Annotated in this window: 9 protein-coding genes and 1 pseudogene; 7 read left to right on the forward strand and 3 right to left on the reverse strand. The window is 68.8% G+C overall.

Annotated features, from left to right (window positions below):
• Window positions 1–5 precede the first annotated feature (5 nt).
• The 3 genes and pseudogenes from HPO96_RS37990 to HPO96_RS06435 all read left to right on the forward strand — a co-directional run.
• Window positions 6–203, forward strand: a pseudogene (locus HPO96_RS37990) (hypothetical protein); the annotation flags it as partial.
• 238 nt (window positions 204–441) lie between these two features.
• Entirely contained in the window at window positions 442–750 is a 309-nt protein-coding gene (locus tag HPO96_RS37995) for an ABC transporter permease (RefSeq protein ID WP_337796546.1), read from the forward strand.
• Between the two features lie 11 nt (window positions 751–761).
• Complete coding sequence (locus HPO96_RS06435) at window positions 762–1,760, forward strand: 2-dehydropantoate 2-reductase (RefSeq protein WP_171671803.1); 999 nt, start codon at window positions 762–764, stop codon at window positions 1,758–1,760.
• Here HPO96_RS06435 and HPO96_RS06440 read toward each other — a convergent pair.
• Window positions 1,737–2,633 (reverse strand): GNAT family N-acetyltransferase, encoded by an 897-nt coding sequence (locus HPO96_RS06440; RefSeq protein WP_171671805.1) that lies wholly within the window; start codon window positions 2,631–2,633, stop codon window positions 1,737–1,739. The genes HPO96_RS06435 and HPO96_RS06440 overlap by 24 nt on opposite strands.
• 34 nt (window positions 2,634–2,667) lie before the next feature.
• Complete coding sequence (idi, locus tag HPO96_RS06445; protein WP_171671819.1) at window positions 2,668–3,234, reverse strand: isopentenyl-diphosphate Delta-isomerase; 567 nt, start codon at window positions 3,232–3,234, stop codon at window positions 2,668–2,670.
• Window positions 3,235–3,469: 235 nt separating this feature from the next.
• On the opposite strand from idi, the gene tyrS reads away from it, so the two are divergent.
• Window positions 3,470–4,672, forward strand: a complete 1,203-nt coding sequence (gene tyrS, locus HPO96_RS06450) for a tyrosine--tRNA ligase (protein ID WP_337796520.1) — start codon at window positions 3,470–3,472, stop codon at window positions 4,670–4,672.
• Here tyrS and HPO96_RS06455 read toward each other — a convergent pair.
• Window positions 4,662–9,323, reverse strand: a complete 4,662-nt coding sequence (locus HPO96_RS06455) for a DUF2961 domain-containing protein (RefSeq protein WP_171671821.1) — start codon at window positions 9,321–9,323, stop codon at window positions 4,662–4,664. The two genes, tyrS and HPO96_RS06455, sit on opposite strands and share 11 nt — an antisense overlap.
• 173 nt (window positions 9,324–9,496) lie before the next feature.
• On the opposite strand from HPO96_RS06455, the gene gndA reads away from it, so the two are divergent.
• The 3 genes from gndA to HPO96_RS06470 all read left to right on the forward strand — a co-directional run bounded on the left by gndA (window position 9,497) and on the right by HPO96_RS06470 (window position 12,160).
• Window positions 9,497–10,936: an NADP-dependent phosphogluconate dehydrogenase gene (gene gndA / locus HPO96_RS06460; RefSeq protein WP_171671822.1), complete on the forward strand. Its 1,440-nt coding sequence runs from the start codon at window positions 9,497–9,499 to the stop codon at window positions 10,934–10,936.
• 110 nt (window positions 10,937–11,046) lie between these two features.
• The gene (locus HPO96_RS06465) at window positions 11,047–11,481 is read left to right on the forward strand and encodes a DUF6319 family protein (protein ID WP_171671824.1); all 435 of its coding nucleotides are present in this window, start codon (window positions 11,047–11,049) and stop codon (window positions 11,479–11,481) included.
• A 448-nt stretch (window positions 11,482–11,929) separates the two neighbouring features.
• Entirely contained in the window at window positions 11,930–12,160 is a 231-nt protein-coding gene (locus HPO96_RS06470; protein ID WP_171671826.1) for a hypothetical protein, read from the forward strand.
• The last annotated feature ends 22 nt before the right edge of the window (window positions 12,161–12,182 follow it).

The raw sequence follows: 12,182 nt of genomic DNA on the forward strand, positions 1-12,182 counted from the left end.
GTCCTGTGGCTGATCTCGATCGCCGTCTTCGCCTGTTCTTCGTTGCCCCGAGCAACGTTGCGCAGACGCCGGCCGGCCGGCAGGCGACCCCCGAGACGATCGCGCTGATCCAGCACCGGCTCGGGCTCGACCTGCCGATCTGGAAGCAGTACCTGAACTTCCTCACGAACGCCGTCCAGGGCGACCTCGGCTACGACTACTACCACCAGGTCCCGGTGACCACGATCATCGGGCAGGCGCTGCCGATCACGGTCTCACTGGCGATCGGCGCCGCCGTCCTCTGGCTCAGTCTCGGGGTGTTCAACGGCGTCGTCTCGGCGACACATCCCCGCTCCCTGGCCGATCGCGGGCTGACGCTGTTCGCGTTGTTCTTCTACTCGTTCCCGTCGTTCCTGCTCGGGTTGCTGCTGCTGTACTTCTTGTACTCTCGGCGAGGACGACATCCGGACGGCGCGGTCGAAGGGGATCCGCGAGCGCCGGGTGATCGTCCGGCACGGGTTGCGCAGCGCGCTCACCCCGGTGGTCACCCAGTTCGGGATCGATCTCGGGCAGCTGATCGGCGGCGTCGTCGTGATCGAGACCGTGTTCAGCCTGCCCGGGCTCGGCAAGACCGCGGTCACCGCGATCAACCAGCAGGATCTGCCGGTGATCATCGGTATCGTCTTGTTCGCGTCGGTCGCGGTGGTGATCGCGAACCTGCTGGTCGACGTCGCGTACGCCGTACTCGATCCGCGCGTCCGGCTGCATTAGTGTTCGTTCGCGTGAAGATCGCGGTGTACGGCGCGGGTGGAATCGGGTGTTATGTCGGCGGCCGGCTGGCCGCGGGCGGGGCCGGCGTGACGTTCGTGGGCCGGCCGCGGACGGCCGCCGTCCTGGCCGAGCACGGGCTTCGGCTGACCGACTACCTGGGTGCCTCACTGGGAGTCTCGGCCACGGACCTGCGGTACGAGACGACGCCGGACGCCACGGCGGACGCCGACCTGGTGCTGGTCACGGTGAAGTCGGCCGCTACGGCGACGGCGGCCGACGAGCTGGCCGGGGTGCTCAAGCCAGGGGCTGTGGTGGTGAGCTTCCAGAACGGGATCCGGAACGGGGAGCTGCTCCGGGCGCGGTTGGCCGAACAGACCGTGGTGACCGGGATGGTTCCGTTCAATGTGGTGAACCGCGGGGACGGGCACTTCCACCAGGGGACGGAGGGGTTGCTCGACGTCCAGACTCACGACGCGCTGGCGGCGTACGAGGATGCGTTCATCTTGGCGGGGCTGCCGTTGCAGCAGCACGACGACATCCTGCCGGTGCAGTGGTCGAAGCTCTTGCTGAATCTGAACAACCCGGTCAACGCGCTGTCCGACATCCCGCTGCGGGACGAGTTGTCGCAGCGTGCGTTCCGGCGGTGCTTCGCCGCGGCGCAAGCGGAGGCGCTGACCTTGCTGGCCGGCGCCGAGATCGAGCCGGCGCAGATTCTGCGGGTTCCGATGCAGCGGCTGCCGAGCGTGTTGCGGCTGCCCGACTTCTTGTTCCGGCGGCTGGCGGCGCCGATGCTCGCGATCGATCCGTTGGCCCGATCGTCGATGTGGGACGACCTCGAAGCCGGCCGGCCGACGGAGATCGACTACCTGAACGGCGAGGTCGTGCGGCTCGCGGAGTCGCTCGGGCGGACGGCGCCGGTCAACGCGCGGCTGGTCGAGCTGATCCGGGCCGCCGAGACGAAGCGCCGGGCCTGGGCGGGCGCCGATCTACTCCGCGAACTGCAGGGGTAGCTCCGCGCGGACGTCGATACTGACGATGCCGTACCGGAAGCCGAGATGCTCGTTCAGGCGGCGCATGTCGGCGTTGCCCTCCTGCGTCCAGGTGTAGATCTCGGTGATGCCGTTCTGCGCGGCCCAGGCCATACTCGTCCGCTTCAGCGTCGCGGCGACGCCCTTGCCACGCCAGCTCCGGCGGACGGCGGTGTAGGCAACCTCGGCGCGCTGCGGCTGATCGGTGTCGATCATCAGCCCGGCGACCCCGATGACGTCGGCGCCGTCGAGTGCGACGAACATCGCCGCCGGATCGTTGATCCACTCCGTCGCCCACTCCTCGGCCGTCACCTGGAGCGGGGACCGGGTGGCCATATCCGGGAAGGTCGGGACGGCGACCTGGTCGTACGCCCGCGCCCACAGCTCGGGCCGCTCGGCGACCGACACGATCTCGTACGCCGTCGGCGCGGGCGGGCTCGGCTCGGCGCCGATCGCCCGGACCTGCTCGACCTGCCGCCCGGACTCCGTGAACCCGAACCGCTCCGCGAACGCGAACGATCCGTCGTCGTCGACCGTCGTCCCGGCGACGGTGTGGCCCTGGGCGCGGGCATGCTCGGTGAGTGCGCGCAGCAGCGCCGTACCGACGCCTTGCCGCCGGGCCTCCGGCCGGACGCGGGGCGCCACCGCCGCGCGACCGGACTCCGACGAACGGTCGGCAAGCCCATGGCCGACGACCTGGCCGTCGGCCTCGGCGATCACGAGCAACCGGCCCGGGGCCTCCTGAGCACGGAGCTCGGCCACGCTGGGGCAGCGTTCGTACGGGAGCGCGGCAATCCGGACCTGTCGCCAGGCCTCGTAGTCCGCATCGGATTCGACCGGCCGGATCTCCACCATGTTCGCTCCCCCTCCTGGTGACCCGACCGTTGTATCAGGGGCGGGCCGCCGGCGGCAGCAGGTTTTCGTCGCCCAGCGGCCAGTCAGCCGGCGACGAGCCGAGCCGGTCCAGCTCGTCCAGCTGCAACTCGGCCCACGGCGACAGGCCCTCGACAGCCCGGATCTCGCCCCACTCGACCCACCGGTAGGCCTCGACCTCGGCCGGCGCGGGTGTCGGCGTCCCCTCCCAGCGCACCCGGAAGACCGGACACAGCTCGTTCTCCACCATTCCGTTCGGCATCTCCGCGCGATACCGGAAACCGGGTAGCACCAGCTCGGTCTCGACGCCGGTGATCCCCAGCTCGTCGGACAGCCGCCGGACGACGGCGTCCGCGATCGGCTCCCCCGGCAACGGATGCCCACAGCAACTATTGGTCCAAACCCCCGGCCAGGTGGGCTTGCTGAGCGCCCGCTGCGTCAGCAGCACCCGGCCGGCGCCGTCGACCACGTAACTCGAGAACGCCAGATGCAGCGGCGTCGCGCTGTGATGAACGGTGGCCTTCGCCTCCGTCCCCACCGCACGCCCCAGCTCGTCCACCAGCACCACCAGCTCCTGCGTCACGCCCTGAGCGTAAGCGGATAACCGCCTGCGCACCCAACTACGGGCGTGTTAGCCTCACCGCATGCTGACGCAGCGTGTGGGTTATCGACCGGCTCTGGGAGGAGCCGGCGTTTCGTAGTCCCCACTCTCCGCTCCGTCCAGAGCCTCCGAGGCAGGAACCATCCGGGTTCCTGCCTCTTTCCGTTGCCGGAGGCGCTGTCGCACGGGTGTCTCCGCTGAACCATGGAGCATTCTTGTGAACGACGTCATCGACCGATTACGCCGGACCACCGACACGATCATCGGCGAGGCCGACCTGCGCGAGCGGCTCGCCGCAGGGCAGCCGCTACGGATCAAGTACGGCGTCGACTGCACCGCGCCGGATCTCCACCTCGGGCACGCGGTCAACCTGTGGATGATGCGGCAGCTGCAGGATCTGGGGCATCAGGTGGTGTTCCTGCTCGGCGATCTGACGACGCAGGTCGGCGACCCGACCGGGCGCTCGGAGACCCGGCCGGTGCTGACCCCGGCGGAGATCTCGGCGAATGCGGCCGCGTTCCTCGAGCAGGTCGCGCTGGTGTTGCGGACCGACCCCGCGGTGTTCGAGGTCCGGCGGAACTCGGAGTGGTACGACGCGATGCCGGTCGCCGAGCTGCTCGGGTTGTTCGGCCAGGTGACGCAGGCGCAGCTGATGAGCCGGGACATGTTCCGCGCCCGGGTCGAGGCCGGGCGGGAGATCGCCGTCCACGAGCTGGTCTACCCGGTGCTGCAGGGCTACGACAGCTTCGCGATCCGGAGCGACCTGACGATCGTCGGCTCCGACCAGCTCTTCAACGAGCAACTCGGCCGCCACTTCCAGCAGCGCCTCGGCATGCCGCCGCAGGCCGTCATCACCAGCACCATCACCCCCGGTATCGACGGCCGCGCCAAACAGTCCAAATCCCTGAACAACTACATCGCACTGACCGATACGCCGCGCGACAAGTTCGGCAAGCTGATGAGCATCCCCGATCAGCTCGTCGGGGCCTACGCGCACGTCTACACCGAACTCCCGCTCGACACCGTGTCCGCGCTGACCGCCGCCGCGACGTCCGGCGGACTGCATGCTCGCGATGCCAAGCTCCAGCTCGCCGCCGCCGTGGTCACCCGCTACCACGGCGCCAACGCGGCCCGCGCCGAACGGACCGCCTTCCACCAAACCTTCAGCACCCGCCAACCTCCACCCGACATCCCAACCGTCACCCTCCCAACGCCGCCGTCCACCGTCCTCGACCTCCTCCTGGCCCTGCACCCCACCGCAACCCGCTCGCACCTCCGCCGCCTGATCCACCAAGGCGCCGTCACCGTCAACAACCAAAAGATCCACAACCCCACGACACCGACTCCTGCCGACGACATCCTCTTGGTCCGCTCCGGCCCCCGGACCTGGCATCACGTCCATCAAGCAGTCAGTTCGTGAGCGAGGCGGCCAGGGCGTTGGCGTAGGCAGTGTCGCGGTGGTTGCCTGACGAGCCGATTCGCCAGGTGCCGCCGGGGTAGGCGCCTGGTGGGAGCGGGCGGCCGCCGGGTTTCCAGTGGGGTTGCCAGGCGACGCCGTTGCTGACGGTGTCGTACCAGTGGTTGTCGGCGGACCAGGCGGAGGCCGGTTTGTAGGCGGTGACCAGGCTGAGGCCGGGGGCGGTGGCCATGGACCATGTGGGCAGACCGGGGACGTCGCCGGTGCGGTTGAAGCCGCCGGGGTCGCCTTGGTCGGGGAGGGCCGAATCGACGTTGAGGGCTACCTCCCAGACTGAGGCTGTGGTTGGAGCGTTGACGTGCCAGGTGAGGGTGGTGTCGAAGGTCTTGCTGCCGAAGGCGAAGGACCAGTCGGCGGTGACCGGTTCGTCGCCGAACTGGATGGCCTTCAGGTTCAGGGCGGTTTCGGTGGTTTCGGTGCTGGCTGCCGGGCCGGTGACGACGGTGGCGCCGAAGTTGCCGACGGCAAGGTAGGGAGCGGTGGCGCGGCCGCTGGCGTCGAGGGCGGTCCGGTACTGGCCGGTGCCGGTGGGGTCGACTTCGAGGCTGGTGAGGGCCGCACGGGGTGTGGTCTGGATGGTTGCGCGATAGTACGGCGTACTGACGGCGCTGCCCTTGGTCACTTGCTGCTTGGCGAAGTCGAGCGGGGCGATGAAGAGGCCACCTTTGCCCCAGCCCGCGCCGGTGACGTACCAGTCGGCGCCGTCCTGGACGACCTCGGCCGCGTGGGCCTGGATAGTTCCGACCAACTGGTTGGTTGTGAATCGGAGCGGGTCTTGGCTCTTGTAGACCTTCGTGACCTCGTAGCCGCCGTCACAGCAGATGAACAGGTACCAGTCGCTGCCGCGCTGGACGACGAACGGCGACTCGGTCGGGCCGCCGAACGTCCCGGTCGCGGGGTGCTGGAACGCGGTCTGACGTGCACTCCAGTGCTTCAGATCGGTGCTGGTCCGGTAGGCGACGATGTGGTTACCGCCGCTCGGTGTCGAGTTGGCGGTGTAGTACATGACCCACTGGTTGCCAACCCTGTGCACCATCGGGTCGCGGCCGTCGAAGCCGTCGGTGAACAACGGGTTCGCGCTGTCTCGCGTCCAGGTCTTGAGGTCGGTCGAGGTGGCCAGATGCATCCGGTACGCCGTGTGGTCGGGCGTTCCGGCGGCGTAGAACATGTAGTAGGTGCCGTTGTCGTACAGCACGTGCGGCGCCCAGATGTGACTCTCGCCTTGCCGGGGATCCGCGACGAGCGCGGGTGGCTGTTTCGTCCACGGGCCGTTCGGGGTCGGCGCCGTCGCGTGCCCGAAACTCTTCTCGTCGAGCGGGTTGGCGGGTTCGGCATGGGTGATCGCGTACACGTGCCAGGTACCGGTCGCGCGGTCCTGAACGAGGGTGTGGTCGTTGTAGTACCAAGGGCCGGCCTCGCCCGTGCTCGGGTCGTAGACCTTGGTGAACTTGCCTGCAGCAACCACTTGCTCGATGGTCGTGAACGGTGTGATCTGTGGTCGGTACAAGGTCAGCTCCAAGACGTCGAGCCCGGCCAGGAACCCGGTCGCCGCCGGATTCTTCCCGGTGACGGTGATCGTCAACTGATGTTTCCCGGCCGCCAGCTGCCGGCTCCCCAAGCCGACCCGCTGGGTGCTGACCCCCGACGCCGCATACCCGTCGAACCGTACCGGCGCCCCGCCGTCGACCCGCAGCTCGACCACGCCGTAGTCGGCAGCCTTCGTCAGCACGGCCGCGAGCTCGTAGTTCCCGCCGGCCGGTACGTCGAACCCCAGCACCACCTGGTCTCCGGCCTTCCCACCGTGCACCCAGGCCTGGGCGCCGCCCGACCAGCTGACCCCACAACAGTTGCCCTGCGCATCCACCAGTACGGTCGACGACACCGGCGGCAACGTCGCCTCGCCCTCGACCCGCAACGTGTTCCCACTGGTCGCCTCGACCACCGCGGACTTCGGACCGACGTTCCCGGCCAGATCGACGGCTTCGACGCGGTACCGCCATCGCTCCCCCAGGCCCACGCCTCGATGCACGAACCCGGGCAAAGCCGACGACCCCACCAGCCGCTCGCGACCTCCGGTCGTCCCGTAGATGTGGTACCGAGCGACACCCGAGTCGTCGCCCGAGTGACTCCAGCTCAAGCTGATCTCGTTGCCGACACCCCCGACCGCCTGGAGGTCTTGCGGCCGACCCGGCGCCCGGCGATCGACGTACGGCTGGACGAGTGATTGGACGACGTACCGGGCCGCTGTCCAGGCCGGTCCACTCGGATGCAACTCGATCTCCAGCCGGGAGCGTCCGGCGGTGAGTGCCGGGGGCAACTGATAGTTGTCGTCCAGCCAGCGCTGATGCGGGTTCGACAACGGCTGCATCCACGTCCCGGCGGCGCGGCCGTTCACGAAGACCTGAGCCGTCTGACCGCCGACCGCCTGATCGCTGGTCCGGCGCAACGTCACCCCCCGGTTGGCCGGATCGACTTTCACCGACATCCGCACCGGTTTCGTCGTCGATCCGACCTCGTCGGTCAACTGGACGTCGTCATGGTCCCCTTCGTAGACCGAGGTCAGCGGCGCTCCGGCCACCTCGACGCGGTCGGTCTCGCGGGCGCCGAACCGGGCTGAGGTGTAGAGGAACGCGGTCGAGCCGTACCCGGCCGGGTGATCGTTCTGCGGCCCGTGCTCGATCCCGAAGTCCAGCTCGTTCTGGAACGGGATCGCGTCGGTGACGTGCAGTCGCCAGGCGGCGTCGCACTCGTACTTGCAGAACCCCGCCTGCACCTCGTGCGCCGAGTTGCCGTGGAACGGCGTCGAGTACGTCCCGGCGTTGAAGTACCAGCCCGACTCGTAGTAGTCCTCGGTTCCGGTGCCGTGGATCGCCGGCGTCCGCTCGCCGTCGACGGTCACCCGCTCGTCGCCTTCGAGATAGCCGCGGGTGTTGCCGTCGGCAAGCAGACCTTCCATGGTCTGGATGACGCCGACCAGCTTCCCGCGCCCGGTCGCGCGCGCGATCGTCCAGTCGCTGCCCGGCGTCGTCTCGGCCCGGTGCGAGATCGCGCTGAAGTAGCCGATCTTGCCCGTCGCGAGTTCGATCGCCTTGCGGGCGTCCCGCGCCGTCGTGACCTCCGCCTGCCCGCGCAGCGGGTACGCCGATCCGTTCACCAGGCTCACCGTCGCGCGGGCGGCGTACGGCATCGGCCACCAGGACGAGTACCAGCCCGCGGGGTCCATCGCGAAGAACAGCGAGCGGACCGGGTTCTCACCCAGGCCGGACCCGAAGAATTCGCCGATCGGCGCATCGACGCGCTGCTCGCCGTCGATCGTCACCTGCACGCGGACGCCGCTGAGCAGCGAGTCGGAAGGTTTGACCCGAGCGCCGTCGGCCGCGGTGGCTGCGTACGGCATCGTGTGCGAACCGCTCCACTTCTCCTGGGTGATCGCGTAGCCGTGGGCTTGCTCGTCCGCGAGATGTGCTGGGCCGACATCGAGGGTGTCGGTGCGCTGGGGCGAATCGACCCAATAGGTGAACTCGTTGAAGTCGAGGTCCGACGAGATGAACTGGTTGGTGATCGTGAGCTGCGACTTGCCTTTGGTCAGCGCGGCCGGCAGTTCGACGGTCTGGTCGTGCCACTGGGCGCCGGCCGCCTTCAGCGGCGGCCACTCACCGGCCTCGACTCCGTCGACGAGGATCTTGGCACGCTGGTTGCCGATCCGCACGTCCATCCGGCGGGTGAGTTTCACGCCGTTGTTCGCCGGGTCGATCTTCATCCGGAAGGTGCTGCCGCCGGTGAACGCGCGGCCGTCGTCCGCGAAAGAGGGCAGGTCGAGGCCGACGATCTCCGGCAGTTTGAGGCGGAGCGCGCTCAGCTCACCCGGTCCGTGAGCTTCGGCGAGGGTGATGCGCTTGCCGGGGGCAAGCTGCAGCGGGGTCGCGGTGGTGCGACTCGGCTTGGCCGGTTTCGGGTCCTTCGTACCGGCGGTTTTGAGGAGTGCGATGACGTCTTCGGCTTTGTCCTTCGGGTCGAACGTGCGGAGGCCGGTCGCGGCGGGGAACTCGCGGTAGCCGACGTGGTAGAAGTACGGGTTGTTCTGGGTGGTGACGCGCATCGAGGAGCGGTACGGCATCGGGACGCGAAGGTAGACGCCGCCGCTGGTCTGCGGGCTGTTCGCGACCAGGGGGTAGGTGAACGGCGCGCCGAGTTTGCCGTCGGCGACGTCCTGGAGTGACGCGTGCAGGACCTGCTTGCCGTCGAGCTCGACCGTGATCGTGCCGGTCTTGATCACGTTGCCCTCGTCGCGGGTGAACCAGATGGACGCGATCTCACCAGGGCCGCTGTCCTCGGCGAGCACGCAGCCGGCGGACGTCGTCCGCAGGCAGGAGTAGGTGCCGTCGAAACCGTCGTTGTTGGTGCCGTCGCGGCCGAAGCTGGAGAACTGTTTGGCGCGGACGCCGGTCTGGAGTTCCGGCAGGCGGTCCAGCTGGCGGTAGACGTCCCATCCGACGGGGCCGTTCGTTGTGGGCGGCGTCGTACCAGCGGTGGCTGTCGTTGTGGGAAAGGTCAGGGCGGCGGCGATGGCAACCGCGACGAATCGACGCAACATGGGCGGGCCCTCCGGCGGATCTGGATGGCGGGAAATCGATTTCTCCGTGTCTACCATCGATGTACGAGGCTTGAGAAGGGCTCAGCTTCGTCCGGAACTCGGGCCGCATTGGGGAACGCTTGCCGGGCGCGCGAGGATAGGTCCGCACACAACTTGAGACTTACGGAGAACTGATGAGCTCTGAGAAAGCCCAGATCGCCGTCACCGGCCTGGCCGTGATGGGCCGCAACCTGGCCCGGAACCTGGCGCGCAACGGGTTCCGTGTCGCCGTCCACAATCGGTCCCAGGGCCGGACGGACGCGCTGATCGAGGAGTTCGGTCACGAAGGTGACTTCACCCCCGCCGCCGACCTGCCCGCGCTGGTCGAGGCATTGGAGCAGCCGCGCAAGATCATCATCATGGTCAAGGCCGGCGAGCCGACCGACGCCGTGATCGACGAGCTGGTGCCGCTGCTCGACGAGGGCGACATCGTCATCGACGCCGGTAACGCGCACTTCCTGGACACCCGGCGGCGCGAGCAGGCGCTCGCGGAGAAGAACCTGCACTTCGTCGGCAGCGGCGTCTCCGGCGGCGAGGAGGGCGCGCTGAACGGGCCGAGCATCATGCCCGGCGGCTCCAAGGAGTCGTACGCCGCGCTCGGCCCGATCCTGACCAAGATCTCGGCCCATGTGAACGGCGAGCCGTGCTGCGTGCACGTCGGCCCGGACGGCGCCGGCCACTTCGTGAAGATGCTGCACAACGGCATCGAGTACGCCGACATGCAGCTGATCGCCGAGGCGTACGACCTGCTCCGGCACGTGCTGGGCCTGTCGCCGGCCGAGCTGGCCGACGTGTTCCGCGAGTGGAACACCGGCGACCTCGAGTCGTTCCTGATCGAGATCACCGCGGATGTGCTCAGCCAGACCGACCCGACGACCGGCGGCGCGTTCGTGGATGTCGTCCTGGACCAGGCGGAGCAGAAGGGCACCGGCCGGTGGACCGTGCAGTCCGCGCTCGACCTGGGCATCCCGGTCAGCGGGATGGCCGAGGCCGTGTTCGCGCGGTCGCTGTCGGGCGACGTCGTCCGACGGGAGGCCGCGGCCGGCGTACTGCCGGGGCCGGCCACCGCGAAGGCGGATGTCGACCGGGAGGCGTTCATCGAGGACGTGCGGCACGCGCTGTACGCGTCGAAGCTGGTCGCGTACGCGCAGGGGTTCGACGCGATCCGGGCCGCCTCCGAGCAGTACGAGTGGGGTGTCGACCTGGGCGCGATGGCGACGATCTGGCGGGGCGGCTGCATCATCCGGGCCCGCTTCCTGGACCGGATCAAGGAGGCCTACGACCGGAACCCGGAGCTGCCGTCGCTGCTCGTCGACGACTACTTCAAGGACGCCGTCAGCAACGGCCAGGAGGCGTGGCGCCGGGTCGTGGCGACCGCCGCGACGGCCGGCGTACCGGCGCCTGGTTTCTCGGCGGCACTGTCGTACTACGACGGGCTGCGGGCCGAGCGCCTGCCGGCCGCGCTGATCCAGGGTCTGCGGGATCTGTTCGGGGCGCACACCTACAAGCGGGTGGACCGCGAGGGGACCTTCCACCTGGAGTGGTCGGGCGATCGGTCGGAGACGCAGTCCTGACGTCGTGACACGCGGGCGGGTTGGTGTTGGGGTCGAACGTATGTTCTAATGTTCGCACAGCGCCAGCCCGCTCACCGCGGGCGATGTTCTAGAAGGAGATCGCCGCAACGATGACTGTAGACACTCTGGCAGTAGAAGCGCCGTCGGGCGTCGCCGACACTCCCGACACCACCGCGACCGACTCAGCCCTCACCGGCCCGCCGGTCGACGCGACGCCGGAGCCCGCCGAGGCGCCCGCGCCGAAGAAGGCGCCCGCGAAGAAGGCCGCCGGCAAGAAGACCAAGACCATCGAGCTCACGCTGACCGTCACCGGCACCGCCGACGGCGAGTGGCACGCCGAGCTCAAGCAGGGCACCACCTACCTGGCCCGCGGCCTCGCCGTCGCCGCCGCAGCCGTCTCCCGCGCCGCCAAAGAGCTCCACGAAGACCTCTCCACCCCCATCGATGAGGTCATCGAAGAAGCCCGCTCCCAGCAGGCCGCCAAAGTAGCCGCCCTGGAAGCCGAGCTCGAAGCCGCCAAAAAGGCCCTCGCCGACCTCGACTGACCCCGCGGCCAGTCCAGCCATCAATCCACGGCCCGACTGCGCGAGCTCACGAGCCAACCACTCCAGCTCACCCCACACCACGCCGCGACCCTCACCGGTCCGGCTCCCCCGGTCACAGCCCTCGCCGGCCACGACCAGGCCCTGGCCGCTACCTTCCCTGGCATCCAGGCCCACCCGATGCCGCCCTCTTCCCAGGGCGACCATCGCGTCCCGCAGCCCCGGCGCCTCCGCCCCGGGGCTGCGGCCGTTCCACCCCAACACCAACCACCCCCGCACGCACCACCCCAACACCACCTGCCCCTGCCCCCGCCAACCGTCCGACCCACGAACCACCCACCCACACCCGCAAAAAGCCATCCGGAGCCGCTTCCTACGAGTACTTCCAGCCGGGGCGACATGACCCTTTTAAAAAGTACGATCATGTTAAAACGAGCTGAGGAGGTCTTTTGTGAACTACCGCAGAGCCGTTGCCGGGACGTTTGCTCTCGCTGCCGCTGTGGTCGGAGGGACCGCGTTGCCCGCTCATGCGGGTGTCCGCTGGCACCTGTCCGAGCCCAACCTGATTGAGGCCAGCTGTCACCGCCTCGGCGAGCTCCAAGTGCGGGCCGGCGCTCACGCGTACCGCTGCGACGAACTCCTGAACGGCAACTACGACCTCTGGCTCCTGCTCGACACCTGACCGGCCCAACCCACCTGAGGAG

The organism is Kribbella sandramycini (assembly GCF_013131805.1).
GTDB classification, from domain to species: domain Bacteria; phylum Actinomycetota; class Actinomycetes; order Propionibacteriales; family Kribbellaceae; genus Kribbella; species Kribbella sandramycini.

What these genes read in the sequence shown, in the direction of transcription:
- HPO96_RS06465 (WP_171671824.1), top strand. Translation starts at nt 11,047, where the DNA reads ATGACTGTAGACACTCTGGCAGTAGAAGCGCCGTCGGGCGTCGCCGAC.
- gndA (WP_171671822.1), top strand. Translation starts at nt 9,497, where the DNA reads ATGAGCTCTGAGAAAGCCCAGATCGCCGTCACCGGCCTGGCCGTGATG.
- HPO96_RS06455 (WP_171671821.1), bottom strand. Translation starts at nt 9,323, where the DNA reads ATGTTGCGTCGATTCGTCGCGGTTGCCATCGCCGCCGCCCTGACCTTT.
- HPO96_RS06440 (WP_171671805.1), bottom strand. Translation starts at nt 2,633, where the DNA reads ATGGTGGAGATCCGGCCGGTCGAATCCGATGCGGACTACGAGGCCTGG.